Here is a 21,123-nt window from a genome sequence, read left to right on the forward strand (position 1 = left end):
GGGGAGGTCCCGATGCGCGACGCGGATCGGCTGGTAGAGCAGCAGTACGCGATGCTTCTGCGTCGGGACGTGGCCCGGTTGCCGGATCTCTACGCACCGGAGGCGTTCTACGCCATGCCGGGCGTGACGGTCCGTCCGATCGAGCTGCCCGCGCTGCTGCGCACCTGGACCGGCGCTTTCGGAGATCTGCGGGTCGACCCGATGGGTTCGGTCCGCACCGGCGGGGGCGCGGCGGTCGAGCTGCGGCTGACCGGCACCCACACCGGCACCCTGCATTCCCCGTACGGCACCGTCGCTCCCACCGGCCGGGTGGTGAGCTGGGAGGTGGCCGACGTGGTCCGGGCCCGCAAGGGCCGGATCACCGCCTGGCGTTCCTACTTCGACTGGAGTCAGCTTCTCGACGCGCTCGGCGTGCAGCTGGGGGGACTTTCCCGGGCCGTGCAGCACGACGCGCTCGCCCTTCCGGTCTGATCTGCCGCCGACCGGTCCAGCGGGGTCACCCGACCCGGTGGCTCAGGATGCGGACATCGCCGTGCCGACCGCGCGTTCCCCGTCGCCGCCCGTACGCTCAACATCCATGACCGCCGAGCAGTTGATCTCCTTTGCCCGTGGGGCTCCCTCGCTGGACATCGTCGATGTCGAGGGGCTCAAGGCCGCCGCCGTCCGCGCCTTCGACGCCGACCCCGCGGGGGTGACGGCGTACGGCACCTCCGTCGGGTACCTCCCGCTGCGGAAGTGGATCGCCGAGAAGCACGGGGTCGAGGCCGACCAGGTGCTGGTCACCAACGGGTCTCTCCAGGCCGACGCGTTCCTCTTCGACCACCTGGTCCGCCCCGGCGACGCGGTGGTGGTGGAGCGCCCGACGTACGACCGGACGCTGCTCAACCTCCAGCGGATGGGCAGCGAGCTGCACGGCATCTCGGTCCAGCCGGATGGTCTGGACACTGCCGAGCTGCGCAAGCTGCTGGAGTCCGGGGTCCGGCCCCGGCTCGCGCACGTCATCCCGAACTACCAGAACCCGGCCGGCATGACGCTGTCGCTGGAGAAGCGCCGGGAGCTGCTCGACCTGGCCGCCGAGTACGAGTTCACGATCTTCGAGGACGACCCGTACGCGGACATCCGCTTCCGTGGTGAGGCGCTGCCGTCGATGCTCTCGCTGGACACCCGCAACGTGGTGGTGCACGCGTCGAGCTTCACCAAGACGGTCTGCCCGGGTGTGCGGGTGGGTTACCTGGTCGGCCCGGCCGACCTGATCGCCGCCATCGCGAAGAACGCGACGAGCCTCTACATCTCCCCCGGGATGGTGTCCCAGGCGATCGTGCACCAGTTCTGCGTCTCCGGTGACATCGACCGCTCGATCGAGACGGTCCGGGCGGCGCTCGGCGAACGGGCCCAGGTGCTCGCCGAGTCGTTGCGCCGGCACCTGCCGCAGGCGCGGTTCGTGGAGCCCGACGGTGGCTACTTCCTGTGGGTGGAGTTCCCGCAGGACGTGTCTGTCGACCGGCTCGCCCCGGCGGCGGCCGAGCGCGGCGTCGCCGTGGTCAAGGGCAGCGACTTCATGGTGGACGGCGGGCGGCACGCGCTCCGGCTGGCCTTCTCGGCGGTGACCGCCGACCGGATCGACGAGGGCGTCCGGCGGCTCGCGGAGGCCGTCGAGGCCGTCCGGGACTGACATTATCTGTCGGGTTCCCGACAGAACGACGGTGCCGGCCGTCCCGGGGCTCCCCTCCGGGCGGCCGGCTGGCCCACAATGCTGCGAGCGTCACCCCGTCAGCTGCGGACATCACCGCCCGGTCCCCGGGCCGGCCCCGCCCGGGTGGACGCGGCAGCACAACCTCCCGCCCCCACAGGTGCCGGGCGGGCCGTGTCGTCCCCCGCACACCCCCCGATGCGGCCCGGCCCGCCCGGCGCCGCCCCCCACGCGACCGCCGTCACACCGGTCCTCGACGCCGGTCGGCGTAGCCTGCAAGCCGCAGCTGAGCGCGGGAGGTGACGCGATGACGGATCGGACAGAGCGGGACCGGACGGCACCGTCGGCCACCGGTCGGGTGCTGCGACCCCGGGCGTGGCCCTCCCCGGTGCGGGCGATGACCCGCATCCTCAACGCCGACGGCTCGCCGCCCGTCCCGGCACCGACCGGCCCCGGCCGCAGCGCGGTGGTCGACTGCGCGCTCTACGTCGACGGCAAACGGCAGCCCGGCGACTGGACGTACGCGGACGCGCTGGCCGCGGCCCGCCGCGAGGAGCACGGCTTCGTCTGGATCGGTCTGCACCAGCCGGAGCTGGCCGAGATGACCGCCATCGCGGAGACGTACGGCCTGCACGAGCTGGCGGTCGAGGACGCGGTCAAGGCCGAGCAGCGCCCCAAGCTGGAGCGGTTCGGCGACGTCGTCTTCCTGGTGCTGCGTACCGCCCGGTACTGCGAGCACACCGAGCTGACCGAGAACTCCGAGGTGGTGGAGACCGGGCAGGTGATGCTCTTCATCGGCCCGAACTTCGTGATCAGCGTCCGGCACGGGGACGCCTGCCGACTCGCCCCGATCCGCGCCGACCTGGAGACCAAGCAGGAGTTGCTGCTGCACGGCCCGTGGGCGGTGGCGTACGGGGTGACCGACCGGGTGGTCGACCTCTACCTGGAGGTGGCCGACCAGATCGAGGACGACCTGGACATGCTGGAGGCGGAGGTCTTCGACCGGCACGGCCACGGCCGGATCCAGCGGATCTACCAGATGAAGCGGGAGCTGGTGGAGTTCAAGCGGGCGGTGGTGCCGCTGCAACGGCCGCTGATGACGCTGACCTCGCAGGTCAACCGGGACGTGCCCAAGGAGATCCGCAAGTACTTCCGGGACGTGCAGGACCACCTCAGCCGCACCGTGGAACAGGTGAACTCCTACGACGACCTGCTGAACTCGATCCTCCAGGCGCGGCTGGCCCAGGTCACCGTCGACCAGAACAACGACATGCGCAAGATCGCCGCCTGGGCAGGCATCGCCGCGGTGTGGACCGCCATCGCCGGCATCTACGGGATGAACTTCGACAACATGCCCGAGCTGAGGATGACGTACGGCTATCCCGTCGTCCTGGCCCTCATGCTCGGCGTCTCGCTGGCCCTCTACCGTTGGTTCCGCCGCAACGGCTGGCTCTGACCGTGACGCGGAAGCGCCGACGAGCGGGGGGACCCACTCGTCGGCGCTTCACGCGCTGTCGCTGACCTCAGCGGCGGCCGTTGGTGCGGGCAGTGTCCTTGCCCAGCGCCTTGGTGAGGTCGTCGGTCGGCCGGCCGGAGACGTCAGTGGCGCCCTCGGCGACCGACGGGACCTTGTCGGTCGGGCGGACACCGGTCTGCTTGGCCGGGGCGGTGGTGCTGGCGCTGGAACCGCCGGCCACCGCCGAGCTGCCCGCGCCGGTCATCCCCGCCGCGCCGGAGATGGCGGAACCGTCCGACCCCTTGGCGGCGGACGGCGTACGGACCTCGATCGAGTCGACCTCGTCGCGCATCGGCTCCAGGGTGCTGCGGGTCGGGTCGTACTCGGCCCACTCCTGCTGCTCCCGACGGCGGCGCAACGCGACCGCGCCGGCCAGGCCGGCGATGGCCCCCGCCGCCAACAGGCCGGTCATCATCGAGCCGCGACGACGCGGCTGCTTCTTCTTACCGGTGATCCGCATGGTCTTCGACTTGGCCTTCCTGGTCAGCGGCCCTGCCTGAGCGGCGCCGTCACGAGCTGCCGCCGCCAGCGGTGCCAGCGTGGTGAGAGTCGTGCCCCAGCCGGTCGCCGCGCGGTCGCGTACCTTCACCGCGGTCGGCCCGACGTAGCCCCGGGCCACCTGGACCCGCGGGCCGACGGTCGCGCCGGCGCCCTTCGCGGCGTGGTTGGCTGCCTGCATCAGGTGGCTGATGCTCTGGTTCAGCTCGGCCTTCGCCAACTGCGCCTGGGACTGCCGCCGCCCGAATCCAAACACGGTCCTACCTCCTGGGAGTTGTTCCTTCGTCATCCTCCACCTTCGGATGCCTCCGCGATGCCAGATCGGGCACATGGGAGGATCCGCATGGAACTGACCAACGAGTGAGGAGTACCCGTGGCCGAGGCTGTCTACGCCACCCTGCACACCAACGCTGGCCCGATCCGGCTGGAGCTCTTCCCCAACCACGCGCCGAAGACCGTCCGCAACTTCGTCGACCTGGCCGAGGGCAACCGTGAGTACACCGACCCGCGCACCGGTCAGCCGGGCAACGGTCCGTACTACGACGGCACCATCTCGCCCCGGGGGAGCCGCGGTGTCTGGGTCCAGATGGGCGACCCGACCGGCACCGGTCGGGGCGGGCCGGGCTACAAGTTCGCCGACGAGTTCCACCCGGAGCTGCGGTTCGACCGTCCCTACCTGCTGGCGATGGCGAACGCCGGACCGGGCACCAACGGTTCGCAGTTCTTCATCACCGTGTCCCCGACGCCGCACCTCAACAACCGGCACACCATCTTCGGCCAGGTCGCCGACGAGGAGTCGGTGAAGGTCGTGGACTCGATCGCGAACACCCCGACCGGCCCGAGCGACCGTCCGCTCCAGGACGTCGTCATCGAGCGGGTCGAGATCGAGCGGTCTGCTTCCTGAGCGACCGGCGAGGTACCTTTGCTCGCATGATTGAGCGCTCCGGAGCATGGCCGGTGGACCGCGCGGCGGCGGACGGAGGGTCGGCCCGGTGAGCGAGTCGCCACCGACCACCCCGGTCTGCTACCGGCACCCCGGTCGGGAGACCTACGTCCGCTGCACCCGCTGCGACCGGCCGATCTGCCCGGACTGCATGCGGGAGGCCTCGGTCGGGCACCAGTGCCCGGAGTGCGTCAACGAGGGGCGTCGCAGTGTCCGGCCGGCGCGTACCGCCTTCGGCGGCGGTACGGCCGGCCGGCACGGCTATGTCACCAAGGGCCTCATCGCCCTGAACGTGCTGCTCATGCTGCTCTCCATCGCCTCGGACCGGGGTGGGGACGCGGCGGTGGGCGGTTCCGGCTTCGGCGGCCTCATGGGTGGCAGCACCCCGCTGACCAACTGGGGTTCGGTGCTCGGGCTGGCGTTCTTCCCGGACGGCACGCTCGGTGGCATCGCCGACGGCGAGTGGTACCGGCTGGTCACCGCGATGTTCCTGCACTACGGCGTGATCCACCTGCTGCTGAACATGTGGGCGCTGTGGGTGCTCGGCCGGTCGTTGGAGGCCAACCTCGGGCCGCTGCGCTTCGGCGCGTTGTACCTGATCGCGGGCTTGGGCGGTAACGTCGCCGCCTACCTGTTCAGCGCGCAGAACTCGGCCACGGCCGGCGCGTCGACGGCGGTCTTCGGCCTCTTCGCCGCGCTGATCATCATCGAACGCAAGCTGGGTCGGGACATCTCTCAGGTGATCCCGATCCTGGTGATCAACCTGGTGTTCACGCTGACCGTGCCGGGCATCTCGATCCCCGGGCACCTGGGCGGGCTGGCGGTCGGCGCGTTGATGGCGTTGGTGCTCGCGTACGCGCCGCGTGGTCGGCGGACGCTGGTGCAGGTCGCCGGTGGGGCGATCATCCTGGCGGTGCTGCTCGCGCTGGTCCTCTTCCGCACCGCCCAACTGCTCAGCTGACAGATCAGCTGACCGGGCGGGCGGCCCGCAGGGCGGCGGCCACCTCTTCCGGGGTGGCCCCCAGGTCGTAGCGGCCGAACAGGTGCAGCGAGTTGCCCGCGTCGATCTCCAGGGTCTCGCTGGTCAGCCCCAGCCGGGGTCGTCGGTCGACGGCGATGGCCTCGACCGCCGACCAGGGCAGCAGCCGCCGCCCGGCGAAGCCGTGGATGACGGTGAGCCCCGCCGGGTCGACCGCCAACCGGACCGGCGCGACCAGGTCACGTACCGCCCAGCCGGCCAGCGCCGCGGCGGCCAGGGCGGCCACCGTCAGGCGGACCGGGTCACCGTCGGCGAAGAGCAACCCGAGCGCGACGAGCAGGACGGCACCGGCCAGCTTCGCCGCCGGGAGGGTCGACGGCACTCGCCACTGTCGTACCGGGGAGGTCTCATCCACCCGCCCAGCATGCCAGCGGCCCCCGGATTCCGGCACCTCGTGCAGGTGTGGCCGGACGGTCGGTCCGGGGACGACGTAGGATCGGGGCAGCCCAAGTTACCGGGGAGTAAACATGAGTGACGCGGTCATCGTCGGCGCGGTTCGTACCCCGGTCGGGCGGCGCAAGGGCAGCCTCGCCAGCGTCCACCCCGTCGACCTCTCGGCGCACGTCCTGCGCGCCCTCGCCGAGCGCACCGGGCTCGACCCGGCCCAGGTCGACGACGTCTTCTGGGGCTGCGTGTCGCAGGTCGGCGAGCAGTCGTGGAACATCGCCCGCAACGCCGTGCTCGCCGCCGGCTGGCCCGAGTCGGTGCCCGGCACCACACTGGACCGGCAGTGCGGCTCCAGCCAGCAGGCCCTGCACTTCGCCGCCGCGACGGTGCTCTCCGGCCAGGCCGACCTGGTGGTCGCCGGTGGAGTCGAGTCGATGACCCGGGTGCCGATGGGCTCCAGCGTGGCCGGCGGTATGCCGTTCAGTGACCAGTTGCGCGCCCGCTACCGGGGCGTCGAGGGCTTCGCCGACGACGCTCCGCTGCCGTTCAACCAGGGGGTCGGGGCCGAGCTGATCGCCCAGCGGTGGCGCCTCTCGCGTACCCAGCTCGACGAGTTCGCGCTGGCCAGCCACGAGAAGGCGGCCGCCGCACAGGACGCCGGCGCGTTCGACCCGGAGCTGGCGGCGGTGCCGCTCGCCGACGGCGGCAAGTTCGCCGCCGACGAGGGCATCCGCCGGGAGACCTCCCTGGAGAAGCTGGGCGAGCTGGCGACCCCGTTCCGCGCCGACGGCGTGGTGACCGCCGGTTCCGCGTCCCAGATCTCCGATGGCGCCGCGGCCCTCGCGGTGACCACCTCCGACTGGGCCAGCCGGCACGGCCTTCGCCCACTGGCCCGGATCCACACCGCCGTGGTCGCCGCCGACGACCCGGTCACCATGCTCACCGCGCCCATCCCGGCCACCGCGAAGGCGCTGCGCCGCGCGGGGCTGGGCATCGAGGAGATCGGGGTGTACGAGGTGAACGAGGCGTTCGCGCCGGTGCCGCTGGCCTGGCTGGCGGAGACCGAGGCCGACCCGGAGCGGCTCAACCCGCGCGGCGGGGCGATCGCCCTCGGTCATCCGCTCGGCGGCTCCGGTGCCCGGATCATGACCACCATGCTCCAGCACATGCGCGACAACGGGATCCGCTACGGCCTGCAGACCATGTGCGAGGGCGGTGGCATGGCCAACGCCACCATCGTCGAGCTGGTCTGACTCGCGGTCGGAAAAGACGTGGCCCCGGCCGGGAAGGGCCACCTAGGGTGCCCAGTGTGACGACGATCTCCGGTGAGCGCGCCCCCGACTGGTCCGACGAACGGTGGCAGATGCGGGCCCGCTCCTGGGTCGACGCGCAGCTGAGCCGGGCCGGTCGCCGGGTGACCGGGCTGGTGGAGCCTCGGGAGCGGCCCTGGTCGCTGGTCTGGCGGGTGCCCACCGACGACGGCCCGGTCTGGTTCAAGGCCAACAACCCCGGCACCGTGCACGAGGCGGTCCTGATCACGACGCTCGCCGAGTTGACGCCCGACCGGGTGCTGACGCCGATCGCTGTGGACCCGGAGCAGGGCTGGTCGCTGCTGCCCGACGGCGGCGAGTCGTTGCGCGACGTGCTGGCGCGCGACAGTGATCTGGCGCACTGGGAGCGGGCGCTGCCCGGGTACGCGGCGCTGCAACTGGCGAGCGCCCCGCAGGCCGACGAGCTGGTCGCCCGGGGTGTGCCGGACCAGCGGCCGGAGGTGCTGGCCGACCTCTTCGTCGAGCTGCTCGACGACCGCGAGGCGTTACTGATCGGTGCCGAGAGCGGGCTGAGCCCGGAGATGCACGAGCGGTTGCGGGCCGAGGTGCCGTCGTACGCGCAGCGGTGCCGGCGGCTCGCCGTCATCGGCATCCCGGCCACCGTGCAACTCGCCGACCTGCACGACGGCAACGTCTTCGCGGGTCGGGACGGCTACCGCTACTTCGACTGGGGTGACGCCTCGGTGGCGCACCCGTTCGGCACCTTGCTGGTAACCCTGCGTGCCGTCGCGGACGCCAGGAAGCTCGCCACCGACGACGCCCAACTGGTTCGGTTGCGAGACGCCTACCTGGAGGCGTGGACCGACCGGTACGACCGGCGGACCCTGGTGGAGGCCGCCGACCTCGCGATCGCCCTGGGGCCGGTGAGCCGGTCGCTCTCCTGGCGTCGCGCGCTGGACACGGCGGCGGAGCCCCGCGCCGAGTACGCCGCCGCGGTTCCGGGATGGCTGGAGGAGCTGTTCGCCGCCAGTCCACTTCAGCCCACCGTCTGACCACTACCCGTCCGAGTCGAAAATCGGACAGGCAGTGCGACTGGCGGCGTGGAACTTCCAAAAAAGCTCCGTGACCCACGTCACCCCGCTGGGGACGTCGTTGGGCAGGTCATGGACGTCTTCTCCCGAACGTTCCTTCCGGCCGCCGCCGAGGCTGGCCTGGCCGTGCAGACGGTGAGCCGGCACATGCCGGTCTTCCGCCGCTGCGTCGGCTCCGGTGACGCCACCATCCTGGTCACCCGTTGCAGCCGCCCCGACCGCCCGGTCACCGGCGACTACCTGTTGCTGCTCACGCACCGCCGACTGGTGGTGACCCAGCAGACCCGCCTCCTGCACCGACTGCGCCTGCACCTCAACACCGAGCTCCGCGAGCTGAGCAACGTCACCTGGAGCCCGGACCCGCGGTTGCAGTCGGTCGAGATGGCGGCCACCGCGATCGACGGGATCCGTGAGCGGTTCCTGATCCGGACCAGTCACCCGAAGCAGGTCTGGCAGCTCGACGCGTTGCTCAACCAGGCGTTCCGGACCCGCCTGCGGCCAACCGGCGCGCGGGTCGTCGCCAGCATCGGTGACACGCCGGCCGCCGCGCGGCCCGGGATGTTCGCTCCGTCCTGGTGAGCTGACGCCCCGTCGGGCTTCGCACCGCCTTTACCGAACTCGAACACGCACCGATCGCACCCGGCCCACCGGGTCGGCAATCATGGGCCGGTGACCGCCGAAACGCCGCATCGCGGGCTCGTCCTCGTCGTGGAGGACGAGCCGGCCATCGCCGACCTGGTCCGGCTCTACCTCACCCGGGACGGGTTCGGCGTCCACCTGGAACGTGACGGCGAGGCCGGTCTGAGCGCGGCCCGCCGGTTGCGTCCGGTGGCCTGCGTGCTGGACATCGCGCTGCCGGGCCTCCCCGGCACCGAGATCTGCCGCCGGCTGCGCGAGGCCGGCGACTGGACTCCGGTCATCTTCCTCACCGCCCGCGACGACGAGGTGGACCGGATCATCGGCCTGGAGTTGGGCGCCGACGACTACGTCACCAAGCCGTTCAGCCCACGGGAGCTGGTCGCCCGGGTGCGCGCCGTGCTGCGCCGGACCGCCGGTGGCCCGGAGGCCGCGGACCGGGCACGTGTCGTCGGCCCGGTGACGCTCGACCCGGCCCGCCGTACGGTCACCGCCGCCGGCGCCCCGGTGCAGCTCACCTCCACCGAGTTCGATCTGCTCGCCCACCTGATGGCCCGGCCCGGCCGGGTCTTCACCCGGGAGGAGCTGCTGGCCGGGGTCTGGGGGTACGCGGCGCACGCCGGCACCCGGACGGTGGACGTGCACGTCGCCCAGGTACGCGCGAAGCTCGGGCCGGCCAGCGTGATCCGCACCCATCGCGGGGTGGGGTACGCGGTCGATGCGTGATCACCGTGGGCACGTCGAGTCGCCGACCATGGCCCTGCCGGTGGTCGGCGCCACCCCACCCGCTGCACCGCGACGAGGCCGGTTCGGCCGTACGCTGACCGCCCGCGCGGTGCTCGTCACCTGTGCGGTGGCGCTGGTGTCGGTGCTGGTCACCGCCATCGTGGCGGTGCCGTTGGCGATCCGTGGCGTGCAGCGGGGCGAGCAGGAGGCGCTCGCCGCCCAGGCCCGGCTCGCCGCCGAGGTGCTGCGGACCCGCCTCGACCGGGGTCGCAGCGCCGACGAGGAACGCCTCATCCAGCAACTGCGCGACCAGGGCATCGACGCGTACCTGATCAGGCGCGGTGCCGCCGACCGGCCGGGTCTGCCTCCCCGGGTGGTGCAGCGGATCGGGCAGGGCCGCAACGTGTCGGCTCGCCGTTCGGTCAACGGTGAGTGGGCACTGGTCGAGGGTCGGGCGCTGGCCGGCGGCAACGGGGTGGTGCTCTCCCGCCCGTTGGCCACCGGGCTGTGGGCGCGCGTGCTGCTCAGTCTCTGGTTGCCGCTGCTGGCCGGGTTGACCGCCGGTGTGGTGGCCGGGCTGCTGCTGGCCCGCCGGCTGGCCCGGCCGATCCGTGTCGCGGCCACCGCCGCCGCCCGGCTGCGTGCGGGTGACCGCGCCGTCCGGGTGCCGGTCGAGCCGCCGGACGAGGTCGCCGACCTGGCTGAGGCGTTGAACGGGCTGGCTGCCGCGCTGGCCACCAGTGAGGGCCGGCAGCGGGAGTTCCTGCTCTCCGTCTCGCACGAGCTGCGCACCCCGCTGACCGCGATCCGGGGGTACGCCGAGGCGCTCGCCGACGGGGTGCTCGGTGCCGACGACACGGTGGACACCGGCCGGACGGTGCTGGCCGAGGCGCAGCACCTGGACCGGTTGATCGGTGATCTGCTGGCGCTGGCCCGGCTGGAGGCCGCCGACTTCCCCCTTGAACCGGTGCCGGTGGACCTGACCCAGCTGGCGGTGGACGCGGAACCGACCTGGGTCGCTCGGTGCGCGGCGGTGGGCGTGCCGTTCCGGGTGGAGACGCCAGGTCGGCCGGTGCCCGGGTACACCGATCCGGGGAGGATCCGGCAGGTGCTGGACGGGTTGCTGGAGAACGCGCTGCGGGTCGTACCCCCGGGGTCGCCGGTGGTGCTCGCGGTCCGGCCGGCCGGCGCGGACCCGGCGCACGGCGGCGTGTTCGAGGTCCGCGACGGCGGGCCCGGCTTCACCGACGACGACCTGGCGGTGGCCTTCGAACGCGGCGCGCTGCACGAGCGGTACCGGGGCGTGCGCAAGGTGGGCAGCGGCCTGGGGTTGGCGCTGGCCGCCGGACTGGTCCGCCGGTTGGGCGGGGAGATCACCGCGGGGCACGCGCCGGAGGGCGGTGCCGCCTTCACGGTCCGGCTGCCCGGTGATCCTTACCTGACCCGAACATCGGCTTGACGCTCCGCTCGTCGTTCCCAGGAAGGCTGAGGGCTCCACTGACGAGAGGGAGAGTCATGCCACGTTGGGGTATCGCCACCGGCACCACGGCACTGCTCGCGGCGGTCGCGCTCGGCGTCAGCGGCTGCGGCGCGGCCGAGGTGGCCAGCCAGCCCGCCCGGGACACCGCCGTCGAGGTCGCCGCCGCCATGGGAGTCGAGGGTCAGGCGCTGACCGCGATGGGCTTCGACGCCGACGACCTGGACGTACTGACCGTCGCCGCACCGGCCACCCCGACGCCGGGCGGATCCCCCGCCGCCCAGGAGAAGGGCCGGGAGAAGCGCGGCGAGGAGTGGCGCAAGCGGCGCCAGGCCCGCGTGCTGCTGCGGAAGAACACCCTGCACGGTGAGGCGGTGGTGAAGACGAAGGACGGCGGTACGCGGACCGTCGCCGTGCAGCGCGGTGAGGTGACGGCGATCGACGGCGACTCGATGACCGTCAAGTCCTCCGACGGCTTCACGATGACCTGGACCTTCGGCGATGACCTGCGGGTCGTCGAGCGGCGGGCCACCGTGCAGCCGAGCGAGGTCAAAGTCGGCGCGACGCTCGGCGTCGCCGGCGCCAAGGACGGCGACAAGGGCGTGGCCCGGCTGATCCTCGTTCCCCGCGCCAAGTGAGCGCAGGGGCCCTGGTCGACGCCAGGGCCCCTGCCCCCACTCAGTAGACGCGGGAGCCGATGAAGTCGTCGTGTCCGTAGCCGACCGGGTTCGCGGCGGTACGGGCTTCGAACGACCACTGCTGTCGGCTGCTGCTGGAGCAGGTCGCCAACCGCAGGCGGGAGCTGCCCAGCAACGGGTTGTCGAACGCCACGCAGAGGTTGCTCGCGGCGGCCGGCCTGATCTGGTTGCCGGAGAAGACGAACTGCTGCGCGCCGGTGCCGTTGCAGTCGTAGATGTTGACGGCGGTGCCGGCGGTCATCGAGCTGTTGGCGACGTCCAGGCACCGGTCGTGGGACAGCTCCGAGTGCAGGGACCGCCGGGCCGAGTCGTACCAGAAGCCCTGGTTGCGCCCGCCGTGGCAGGAGTACGGCTGCTGCACGGTGCCGTTGCGGGAGTCGTAGCCCTTGCCGTCGACGCAGGTGCCGGTGGTGAGGTTGCGCAACTGCTTGAACTCCATCAGCCCCGGGTAGAGCACACCACTGCCGGTGCTGGCCGGGTCGACGCAGCTGGCCCGCGTCTGCCCGGAGTTCCAGAACTGGGTGATGCACTGGGCGAACATGCCGTGCCCACGGGCGTTGGGGTGGAACGACTGGCGGGCGGCGTTCTCGTTCCAGATGCCGACCTCGATGTACAGGCCGCGTACCGACGTGTTGTCGGTGCACACCTCGTGCCCGTGGAAGAGCCGGCTGGCGTCCAGGTAGCGGGTGCCGGTGTTCGCCGCGGCCGACCGCAGCGCCGACTCGAACATCGGCACCGCCTTGTTCCGGGCGAACGCCGCGTCGGCCAGGTAGAGCAGGCAGCCGCCGGCGTACCAGCCGGGGAAGTTGGGGTTGTCCTCGACGTCGGGGCTGCCGGGGCTCGGGTACGACATCAGCACCAGCTCGTAGTCCGAGCGCAGGTAGCCGGCCTTGGTCATGGTCTGCCGGATGTCGGTGAGCGCCGACTCCACCGCCTGTCGGCTGCCGTCGGTGCGGATCGTCCACTGGTCGGTGTAGGTGGGGTAGCAGGCGCCCTGGAAGAACACCCTGCGGACGGCGCAGTCGGTGGCGACCGGACCGAACTGGATGGTGCCGTCACCGTTCGCGCCGACCACCACCCAGATCAGCTTCACGTGCGTGTTGCGTGCCTTGATGCCCAGGTAGTCGCCCTGGTTCAGTTCGTTGTGCTGGGTGGGGCCGCCGGCGATCAGGTTCCAGGGGGTGGCACCGGAGCAGGCGATGTTGTACTGCGCGTCCGAGGTGATGCCGGTGCGGAACACCGCCTGGTCGTACGAGCGGTCGCACCAGTTGCCGTCCTGGTGGGTGCCGGGGACGTAGTTGCCGACCCCCTCACCGGAGATCTCGCTGTCACCCATGGTGATCAACGCGGTGCGGCGTTGTTCGATCGGGCGGATCGCGGGGCTGCCGTAGAGGGCGGTCGCCTCGGCGGCCCGGATGGCTTCGAGGTTGGCGGGGAGTGGTTGGACGGTCGGTCGGTCGGCGGCACTGGCGGGGGTGGCCGGTCCGGCGAGCACGGTGACCGCAGCCACGGTGGCCACCGAACGACGTCCCCGACCGCCCACCGACGCGCCGCCGGCAGCCGCTGGTGCGGGGTCGTCCGAGCGGCGGCGGAAGAGCGCGTCCAACCAGAGGCCGGCGAGGGGCACGGCGAGCACCACGGCGTAGAGCAGCAGCCGGTTGCCCCACGGCTGCCACTTGATCATCGCGGTGTGCAGCAGCACGGCGGTCAGCACCACCACCGCGTACGCCCGCAGCGACCCGGCCCGCTCGGGGGCGATCTGCCGTGGCCGGCCGAGCGCGATCACCGCGCCGATCACCGCCAACACCCCGGCCAGCGGAAACGCCACCCGGTCCTCGTCCGGGTACCAGGCCGGCTCCGGGAAGAGTTCCCGGCCGAAGGTGATCGCACGGTCCTGCGGATCGACCCCGATCGCCTCGGCACCACTGATGATCACTTCGGCCCCGGCCCGGCGCAGCGGCGCCAGCGGCGTGTCGAACGCGGTGTGCCCGATCCGCAGCGCGTTGACCACCACCGACGCCGGGTCGTGCCGCTCCATCGGGATCGACTCGCGCAGCCGGGGTGGCCCCAGCGGGTGGCCGAACTCGACTGTCACCCGGGCCAGGAACGGGCCGACCACCACGGCCGCGACCACCAGGATCAGCACCGAACCGCCGACCGTGCGGGCCAGCCCGCCGACCGGCCGGGACCGCCGAGCCGCGCCCTCCGCCGCCGGCTCGGTCGCCGCCGCGCTCCCGGTCCGGGCCAGCCGCAGCTGGGCCAACCCCCAGAGCACCAGCAGCGGACCGACAGCGATCAGGCCGCTGGTCTTCGTCACCGCGGTCAGCCCGGTAGCCGCCCCCAGCCCGAGCAGCGTGCCCCAGCCGGTCCGTCGACGCAGCCCGTCCAGCGCCAGGGTCGCCGCACAGGCCACCCACGCCGCGCAGACCAGGTCGGTCTGCGTGCTGGTCGCCTGGAGCACCACCATCGGCGTGGTCGCCAGCACGGACGCGGTGAGCAACTGGGCCCGCCGGCCACCGCCGAGCTGAGCCGTGATCCGTGCGGCCACCAGGAGGCAGACCACCCCGGCCACCCACTGCACCAGGTTGTACAGGTGGTCCCCGCCGCTGAGCAGGCGCAGGTGCAGCAGCAGGTACTCGGCCCCCGGCGGGATGGTCACCTGCCGGTGGATGGCCGTCGGCCAGAAGTCCAGGTCACCCTGGGCCACCCAGTGCTCCACCTTCGGCAGGTGGTACGTCTGCGAGTCGAAGTTGTTCGGCTCGGCCAGCAGCGCGACCAGCAACTCCACCAGGACCAGCCCGCCGATCGTGGCGGCGAGGAGCCGCTCGCCCGGTCGGGCCGTACGCCAGGTGTCGACCGCCGCGGCGAGCAGACCGGCAGGCCCCCGACCGGCCCGGGGCGGCGCGGGCGCGGGCTCACCGCGCTCGGCGGTCGGGGCGGACACCTCGGAGCCACCGCCGGACACCACCGCGCCGACCGGCACCGCCAGCGGCACGGCGGCCGCCGACTGCCCGAGGCGGGTCTCCCGTCGCCAGCGCAGACCTGCCGCCAGCGCGGCAGCGACCAGGAAGAACAGCCAGGCGACGGCGAATGCGGGCCGGGTCAGCGCGTGGGTCGCGCCGAGCACCTCGACGACGAGCACCGCGTACGCCCCGGCGAGCAGGACGGCGCTCACCACGGCGAGCCGCAGCGGTGCCACGGTGCCCACCGTGCGTGGCCTCGCCGCGACGGTGAGCAGGAGCACCGCGGCGGCGGGAACCACCGCGAGCAGGGAGCCGGCAGCCGACATGGCGGAAGTAAACACCATTGATCTGAACCCGCCACGTCGACTGCCCCGCAGTGGCGGTAGGTGATGAACAAACCAACCAGGCTAGGCTATGGCCGACGTGTTGCCGCCACCGTGGAGATCCCCGTGAAGCTCTCGATCCTCATGCCGGTCTACAACGAGGAAGAACGCATCGCGGATGCCCTCAAGCAGGCACTGGCGGTTGACTATCCCTGTGAGGTCGAGCTTGTCGTCGTCGACGACGGCAGCCGGGACGGCACCGGGGAGGTCCTCGGTCGCGCCGACGACGCCCGCCTGCGGGTCATCACCCATCAGCGCAACGCCGGCAAGGGTGCCGCCATCAAGACGGCGGTCGACAACGCCGAGGGCGATTACATGGTCATCCTCGACGCTGACCTGGAGTACGACCCGCAGGACATCCCCAAGCTGCTCGACCCGGTGCTCGACGGGCGGGCCACCGTGGTCTACGGCAACCGCACCTTCGGCAGCCACAGCGCCTACAGCTTCTGGTACGTGATGGGCAACAAGGGCGTCACGATGGCGGCGAACGTGCTGTTCAACTCCTACATCGGCGACCTGGAGACCTGCTTCAAGCTGATGCCGGTGGCGCTCTACCGGTCACTCGAGGTGCGCTCGCGCGGCTTCGGCATGGAGGCCGAGGTGACCGGCAAGCTGCTGCGTCGCCGGATCCGGCCGTACGAGGTGCCGATCAGCTACCGGGCGCGCGGCCGGGAAGAGGGCAAGAAGATCACCTGGAAGGACGGCGTCGAGGCGATCTGGATCCTCGGGCGCGAGCGCGCTCGTCGCCGCCCCACCGCCTCAGCCGCCAACTGACCCCAGGAACGCGCTGATCGACCGCCGCAGACCGTCGGCGTCCAGACCATGCCACCGGGCGTGGTCGGCCGGATTCCCGTACCGTCGCAGGTCGGTCTGGCCCACCCCGAGGGCGAGCAGTCGATGCGGTACGTCCGCCAGCGCCCGACTGACGAGCGCGCTCGACGTCCCCGCCAGGTACGGCTCGACCAGCACCACATCGGTGTCGACGAGCGCCCGCAGCCCCCGCGTGTCGAACGGCCGGGGCGTGTGGGTGTACGCCACCGTCACGTCCATCCCCTCCGTCGCCGCCACTGTGGGGTCGAGCATCGGCCCGACCGCCACCACGAGTGGCGCGTCCGTCCCGCCCCGCCGGAGCACCCGTAGCCGGGCGGCATCCGGGTACGCCTCGGCGTTGCGCTGCTCGGAAAGGCGCAGGTAGATCGGATCGTCGGTGGTGGCGGCGGTGCGCAGCAGCGGCGCCACCTCGTCCGGGTGACCGGGCACCCGGACCGTCCAGCCGTCGCCGAGTGAGTCGAAGAGCGCCACGTCCCCGGGCGACTGGTGGGTGCGGCCCTCCGCCGACCCGTCGTACGACGCGCCGATGCTGACCAGGACCGCCCCCACGCCCTGATGGTCCAGATCCAACTTGATCTGCTCGTACGCCCGGTCCACCAGGAACGTCGCGTACGAGTGCGCGATCGGACGCAGCCCGGTCAGGGCGAGCCCGCCGGCCACACCGATCATCAGTTGCTCCCGGATCCCCACGTTGAGAACCCGGTCCGGGTGCCGGTGCCCGACTGGGGCGAACTGGCTCGCCGAGATGTCGGCCAGCACCAGTGCGGTACGCGGATCCTCGTCGAGGAGCGCGGTGGTGGTGTCGATGAAGGCGGTACGCATGTCGGTCATCAGTTGCTCCCGATGCGGGCGACGACCAGGTGCGGCTGTCGTGGCCGGTGCCCGGTCAACGCCGCGTACAGGGCTTCGTGGTCCCGGCCGTCGACGGTGTCGGCGGTCCAGCCGTTGACGGTGAACCGGCTGGCGATGCCGCCGGCCCACCCGTGGCTGGCCGACGCGTTGTCGACCACGACCGCGGTGAGGCTGTCCAGGCCGGTCGCTCCGGCGTACGCGATCGCCTCGTGGTTGGATCCCTCGTCCAGTTCGGCGTCGCCGAGCAGCAGGTACACCCGGGGCTTGGTCAGCCCCTGGGCGCGCAGGCCGAGCGCGGTGCCGACGGCCAGCCCGAAGCCGTGCCCGAGGGAGCCGGAGCCGATCTCGACCCCGGGCACCAGGAGCCGGTCCGGGTGGTGGCCGAGTCGACTCGCCGGCCCGGCCAGGTCGTCGAGCCAGGCGTCCGGGATGAAGCCGTGCGCGGCGAGCACCGCGTAGTAGGCGGCCGGTCCGTGGCCCTTGGAGAGCAGGAACCGGTCCCGCTCCGGGTCGTCGACGGTGTCGGGGGTGACCCGCAACACCCGGTCGTAGAGCACCTGGAGGACGTCAATGGTGGAGTGCGCGCTGGGTGCGTGTTTCTCGTCGCCGGTCAGTCGGCGGATCAACCCGGGTAGGCGGGCGCTGCTGTCGGTGGTCAGTGCGGTGGTCATGCCACTACTGTGTGAGTTGAAGTGCACTTCAACTCAAGGACCTGGTGATGCCGGATTTGTTGACGATCGGTGAGCTGTCCGCCCGCTCCGGGGTGGCGCCGTCGGCGCTGCGCTACTACGAGCGACTCGGGCTGATCCGCGCCGACCGCACCGGCGGCAACCAGCGCCGGTATGCCCGCGCCGAGCTGCGGCGGGTCGCCTTCATCCGGATCTCCCAGCAGGTCGGCGTCTCGCTCGACGAGATCCGGGAGGCACTCGACTCGCTCCCCGAGGCCCGCACCCCCAGCCCACAGGACTGGGCGCGGCTCTCGGCGAGCTGGCGGAGCCGACTGGACGAACGCATCCGGCTGCTCACCAAGCTCCGCGACGACCTGGACGGCTGCATCGGCTGCGGTTGCCTGTCCTTGCAGCGCTGCACGCTCAACAACCCCGAGGACACGCTGGCCGGCGAGGGCCCGGGTGCCCGACTGGTGCTGCCCCGACCGACGGACGCCCCAACCCCGGCGGGCTCGCTCAGCTGACGGCTGACCCGCCTCCCGGCGGGCGGGTCAGCAGCACCTTGCCGAAGTGGTCGTTCGACTCGACGAGCCGGTGCGCCTCCGCCGCCTCGGTCATCGGGAGCCGCCGGTCCACGATCGGCCGGATCCGGCCCGCCTCGACCAGCGGCCACACCTCGTCGCGTACCCCCTGGACGATCTCCGCCTTCTCCGCGAGCGGTCGGGACCGTAGCGACGTCGCGGCGACGCTCGCCCGCTTGGCCAGCAGCGCGCTGAGATCCAACTCGGCCCTGCGCCCGCCCTGCATCCCGATCACCACGAGCCGGCCGCCGGTGGCCAGCGCGGAGACGTTCCGCCCCAGGTAGGACCCGCCCATGATGTCGAGGATGACGTCCACGCCGCGCCCGTCGGTGACCCTCCGGGCCTCCTCGACGAAGTCCTGCTCCCGGTAGTCGATCGTGTGCGCCGCGCCCAGTTCGCGCAGCCGGGCGTGCTTGGCCTCGCGCGCGGTGGTCAGCACCGTGACGCCGAGGGCCGCCCCGAACTGGATGGCGAAGGTGCCGATCCCGCTGCCCCCGCCGTGCACCAGCAGGGTGTCGCCCGCGCCGAGCCGGGCCACCTGGACCAGGTTCGACCAGACCGTGCAGGCCACCTCGGGCAGCGCCGCCGCGTCGACCGGGTCGCACGCCGGCACCGGCAGCAACTGCCCGGCGGGGACCGCGACCCGCTCCGCGTACCCGCCACCGGACAGCAGCGCGCAGACCTGCTGCCCGACCGCCCACCCGGCGACCTGGGCGCCGACCTCCGTGATCACCCCGGAGCATTCCAACCCGGGGTACGCCGACGCGCCCGGCGGTGGTGGGTAGTGCCCCTGCCGTTGCAGCAGGTCAGCGCGGTTGACCCCGGTGGCCCGCACATCCACGATCACCTCGTCGGGGCCCGGCTCCGGGTCGGGCACCTCGGCCCAGACCAGCGCGTCGGGACCACCGGGCTCCGGAATCGTGATGGCTCGCATGGGGCCAGTCTTCCCGATCTCACCCGGTGCCGCAGGCGCACCCTCCAGCCCACAGTGGACGGGACAAGATGCCTGGCCGGCGCAGCGGGGAGGGACGCTGGGCCGCCCGGAGTGAGCCGTGGCAGACTATGCGTGGCCGTACGCCCACGGGTGGCGGTCCAGGAGGGTTCGCCTAGTGGCCGATGGCGCTGGTCTTGAAAACCGGTAAGGCAGCGATGTCTTCGTGGGTTCGAATCCCACACCCTCCGCCACCAACCCGGTGGTGATCAGCTCGGCTGCCGGGGGCGTTGACTACGGGCCGCCCGGCGAGAAGTCGACGTCCGTGCCGGTGTCGACACCGACCAGGATCTGACCCGTCTCCTTGATGCCATCGATGGTCAGATACAGCTCGGCTTCCTTCATGGTGTTCTCGTCCAACGCGAAACGGCCCTTCTTGTCGGCGGGTTGGTTCAATCCCGTCGCGATGGATTCGAACATCGTGCGCAGCAATGCGGTTCGTTCCGCCGCATCCGTGGGCCAATCGCCCGTGAACCATTGCGGTGCCTCGGTCGGGGCATGAACGAGTGGAACGTGAATGGTCCAGAGCAGTTCGTGGGCAAGTAGATCCTCCTGGCTCGGCTCGGACCTGGATATCAGACGACGGCTGAGCTTCTTGAGCCGCTTGTGTTGCCGTTTTCCCTGCCGTGTGAAGCGCACGGCCCGCGCCCTCGCCTTGTTGACACCGGCGTTGGTGTTCCAACTCATGACCCCCGTCGCGAAGAGCGCGAGCCCCAGGCACACCGAATTGACGGAATGGAAGATGGCGATCGGCGCTATCCCGAGGGCGGTCGAGAAGGCATAGCTGCAGATGCTCACCCGGCGCATGAACCGGCGGGGGCTCAGCTTGCGGGCAAGCCCCCGGTGGCGTAGCAACTGGCAGGTGAGCGCTGTGACTGTCTGCGCCACCGGCACCTGGTGTTCGGTGTGCAGCACGGCCTGTGGCGAGACGGCATTGAGCAGCAGTCGCTCCTCGAGCTCCATGCCGGTGGTGGCCTTGTCGGTGCGGGTGATTGCCACACCCTCTGCTGTTGATTCGAGTGTGAGGTGTCCCGCTCTCGCCAGTGCGAAGATTTCGGCAGCTGCCCACTGTGGTGCGTACTGCAGAGAGTTGACGACCAGGATGCCGTCCGCGATGACAGTCACTCGGTTCCTCCGTGACTCGGCCTACTGATCAGTCGCCCACACCCTGCCGTCGTCTCTGCCCGGCCGGTGAATATTCCACGGATTCGTTAGCAGTCGAGCGGGGTTGCCGCCTCATATCGCCGACGTCTCGCCGTTATTCAGAGATAGCAGGTTCGCTCGTTGAGGGTCAGCCAAGGTCGGGTAGACGACATCGGCACCGGCCAGGGGATTGATGGTGGCGATACGCTGACGACGCCATTTCCGGGAGCCGGTGGAAGGCTCATTCGGCAGCCCTGTGCTGCCGCTGGGCCCCACGTTCCGGTCACTGCGGAGGGTCGGTGGTCCGACGCTGCTGGCGGATCGTCTCGTCGGCCAGTCGCTCGACCGCGCGTCGCCGTTCGTCGGCGATGGCCTGTTCGTCCCGGCGGCGGAACGCGGTGAAGACGGCCACCACGAAGTCCCGCCAGATGCCGGCCACGATGTCCCCCGGAGGACGTTGCCCGAAACTCCACCGTAGCTCCGGAAAACCACAGTGCCGCTCGTCGGACAGGCCGCAGCGGGGTATGAAGGGGCTGGTATCTCCGCACATCGGAAGGACGCGTCCCCATGACCCTGGAACGACCGATCGCCCCGGACCCGTACGAGTTGCTGCCGACGCTGCCCTCGTTCACGCTCACCAGCGACGACGTGCAGAACGGCGAGCCGATGGACGCCCGGCACGCGCATGGCAGCACCGGGGGCGACAACGTCTCGCCGCAGCTGACCTGGTCGGATTTTC

At 71.6% G+C, this 21,123-nt stretch carries 21 protein-coding genes, 1 tRNA gene and 1 pseudogene; 15 read left to right on the forward strand and 8 right to left on the reverse strand.

The window, feature by feature from the left end; all coding sequences use genetic code 11:
• The 3 genes from KBX53_RS02415 to corA all read left to right on the forward strand — a co-directional run.
• Positions 1 to 471 (forward strand): ester cyclase (locus KBX53_RS02415; RefSeq protein WP_247674999.1); only part of this gene is annotated, 471 nt, incomplete at its 5' end.
• 106 nt (positions 472 to 577) lie between these two features.
• Positions 578 to 1,672: a PLP-dependent aminotransferase family protein gene (locus tag KBX53_RS02420; RefSeq protein ID WP_030331641.1), complete on the forward strand. Its 1,095-nt coding sequence runs from the start codon at positions 578 to 580 to the stop codon at positions 1,670 to 1,672.
• A gap of 325 nt (positions 1,673 to 1,997) precedes the next feature.
• On the forward strand, positions 1,998 to 3,146 hold the full coding sequence (gene corA / locus KBX53_RS02425) for a magnesium/cobalt transporter CorA (protein ID WP_210857659.1): 1,149 nt from the start codon (positions 1,998 to 2,000) through the stop codon (positions 3,144 to 3,146).
• Between the two features lie 67 nt (positions 3,147 to 3,213).
• On the opposite strand, the gene KBX53_RS02430 is transcribed toward corA, so the two are convergent.
• Positions 3,214 to 3,993 carry a hypothetical protein gene (locus KBX53_RS02430; protein ID WP_030331637.1) on the reverse strand — a complete coding sequence of 260 codons (780 nt, stop codon included), beginning with the start codon at positions 3,991 to 3,993 and terminating at the stop codon, positions 3,214 to 3,216.
• A gap of 84 nt (positions 3,994 to 4,077) precedes the next feature.
• Between KBX53_RS02430 and KBX53_RS02435 the strand changes: the two genes are divergently transcribed.
• Positions 4,078 to 4,608, forward strand: a complete 531-nt coding sequence (locus tag KBX53_RS02435) for a peptidylprolyl isomerase (protein WP_210857660.1) — start codon at positions 4,078 to 4,080, stop codon at positions 4,606 to 4,608.
• 88 nt (positions 4,609 to 4,696) lie between these two features.
• On the forward strand, positions 4,697 to 5,608 hold the full coding sequence (locus tag KBX53_RS02440; RefSeq protein ID WP_030331633.1) for a rhomboid family intramembrane serine protease: 912 nt from the start codon (positions 4,697 to 4,699) through the stop codon (positions 5,606 to 5,608).
• A 4-nt stretch (positions 5,609 to 5,612) separates the two neighbouring features.
• Here KBX53_RS02440 and KBX53_RS02445 read toward each other — a convergent pair whose 3' ends face one another.
• A complete protein-coding gene (locus tag KBX53_RS02445; protein ID WP_030331632.1) occupies positions 5,613 to 6,041 on the reverse strand; it encodes a PH domain-containing protein in 429 nt (142 codons plus the stop codon).
• Positions 6,042 to 6,153: 112 nt separating this feature from the next.
• On the opposite strand from KBX53_RS02445, the gene KBX53_RS02450 reads away from it, so the two are divergent.
• From KBX53_RS02450 to KBX53_RS02475, 6 genes are all read left to right on the forward strand, one after another.
• Complete coding sequence (locus tag KBX53_RS02450; protein ID WP_030331630.1) at positions 6,154 to 7,326, forward strand: acetyl-CoA C-acyltransferase; 1,173 nt, start codon at positions 6,154 to 6,156, stop codon at positions 7,324 to 7,326.
• Between the two features lie 56 nt (positions 7,327 to 7,382).
• Positions 7,383 to 8,396 carry an aminoglycoside phosphotransferase family protein gene (locus KBX53_RS02455; protein ID WP_210857661.1) on the forward strand — a complete coding sequence of 338 codons (1,014 nt, stop codon included), beginning with the start codon at positions 7,383 to 7,385 and terminating at the stop codon, positions 8,394 to 8,396.
• A 111-nt stretch (positions 8,397 to 8,507) separates the two neighbouring features.
• Positions 8,508 to 9,014: a hypothetical protein gene (locus KBX53_RS02460; protein ID WP_030331626.1), complete on the forward strand. Its 507-nt coding sequence runs from the start codon at positions 8,508 to 8,510 to the stop codon at positions 9,012 to 9,014.
• Positions 9,015 to 9,104: 90 nt separating this feature from the next.
• On the forward strand, positions 9,105 to 9,797 hold the full coding sequence (locus KBX53_RS02465; protein WP_210857662.1) for a response regulator transcription factor: 693 nt from the start codon (positions 9,105 to 9,107) through the stop codon (positions 9,795 to 9,797).
• Positions 9,790 to 11,256 (forward strand): HAMP domain-containing sensor histidine kinase, encoded by a 1,467-nt coding sequence (locus tag KBX53_RS02470; protein WP_210857663.1) that lies wholly within the window; start codon positions 9,790 to 9,792, stop codon positions 11,254 to 11,256. Before KBX53_RS02465 ends, KBX53_RS02470 begins: the two co-directional genes overlap by 8 nt.
• Before the next feature lie 56 nt (positions 11,257 to 11,312).
• On the forward strand, positions 11,313 to 11,912 hold the full coding sequence (locus KBX53_RS02475; RefSeq protein ID WP_030331620.1) for a hypothetical protein: 600 nt from the start codon (positions 11,313 to 11,315) through the stop codon (positions 11,910 to 11,912).
• A gap of 40 nt (positions 11,913 to 11,952) precedes the next feature.
• Here the strand turns inward: KBX53_RS02475 and KBX53_RS36105 are convergent, their stop codons facing one another.
• Positions 11,953 to 15,261, reverse strand: coding sequence for a ricin-type beta-trefoil lectin domain protein (locus tag KBX53_RS36105; protein WP_247675001.1), 3,309 nt, complete (start codon positions 15,259 to 15,261; stop codon positions 11,953 to 11,955).
• A gap of 123 nt (positions 15,262 to 15,384) precedes the next feature.
• Between KBX53_RS36105 and KBX53_RS02490 the strand changes: the two genes are divergently transcribed.
• Complete coding sequence (locus KBX53_RS02490) at positions 15,385 to 16,092, forward strand: glycosyltransferase family 2 protein (protein ID WP_030331614.1); 708 nt, start codon at positions 15,385 to 15,387, stop codon at positions 16,090 to 16,092.
• Here the strand turns inward: KBX53_RS02490 and KBX53_RS02495 are convergent.
• Both KBX53_RS02495 and KBX53_RS02500 read right to left on the reverse strand, forming a co-directional pair.
• Entirely contained in the window at positions 16,078 to 16,971 is an 894-nt protein-coding gene (locus tag KBX53_RS02495) for a transketolase family protein (RefSeq protein ID WP_210857669.1), read from the reverse strand. The two genes, KBX53_RS02490 and KBX53_RS02495, sit on opposite strands and share 15 nt — an antisense overlap.
• Before the next feature lie 8 nt (positions 16,972 to 16,979).
• Complete coding sequence (locus KBX53_RS02500) at positions 16,980 to 17,672, reverse strand: transketolase (RefSeq protein WP_210857664.1); 693 nt, start codon at positions 17,670 to 17,672, stop codon at positions 16,980 to 16,982.
• A gap of 47 nt (positions 17,673 to 17,719) precedes the next feature.
• Between KBX53_RS02500 and soxR the strand changes: the two genes are divergently transcribed.
• Positions 17,720 to 18,193, forward strand: coding sequence for a redox-sensitive transcriptional activator SoxR (gene soxR, locus KBX53_RS02505; protein WP_030331609.1), 474 nt, complete (start codon positions 17,720 to 17,722; stop codon positions 18,191 to 18,193).
• Here the strand turns inward: soxR and KBX53_RS02510 are convergent.
• Positions 18,186 to 19,184, reverse strand: coding sequence for an NAD(P)H-quinone oxidoreductase (locus KBX53_RS02510; RefSeq protein ID WP_210857665.1), 999 nt, complete (start codon positions 19,182 to 19,184; stop codon positions 18,186 to 18,188). The genes soxR and KBX53_RS02510 overlap by 8 nt on opposite strands.
• 161 nt (positions 19,185 to 19,345) lie before the next feature.
• Here KBX53_RS02510 and KBX53_RS02515 point away from each other — a divergent pair.
• Positions 19,346 to 19,435 (forward strand) — tRNA-Ser (locus KBX53_RS02515).
• A 40-nt stretch (positions 19,436 to 19,475) separates the two neighbouring features.
• Here the strand turns inward: KBX53_RS02515 and KBX53_RS02520 are convergent.
• A complete protein-coding gene (locus KBX53_RS02520) occupies positions 19,476 to 20,366 on the reverse strand; it encodes a hypothetical protein (protein WP_210857666.1) in 891 nt (296 codons plus the stop codon).
• Between the two features lie 301 nt (positions 20,367 to 20,667).
• Positions 20,668 to 20,823, reverse strand: a complete 156-nt coding sequence (locus KBX53_RS02525) for a hypothetical protein (protein WP_156057529.1) — start codon at positions 20,821 to 20,823, stop codon at positions 20,668 to 20,670.
• A gap of 128 nt (positions 20,824 to 20,951) precedes the next feature.
• Here KBX53_RS02525 and KBX53_RS02530 point away from each other — a divergent pair.
• Positions 20,952 to 21,123: pseudogene (locus KBX53_RS02530) on the forward strand (YbhB/YbcL family Raf kinase inhibitor-like protein); the annotation flags it as partial.

Origin of the sequence: Micromonospora sp. M51, assembly GCF_018070305.1 — a bacterium.
GTDB classification, from domain to species: Bacteria; Actinomycetota; Actinomycetes; order Mycobacteriales; family Micromonosporaceae; genus Micromonospora; species Micromonospora parva.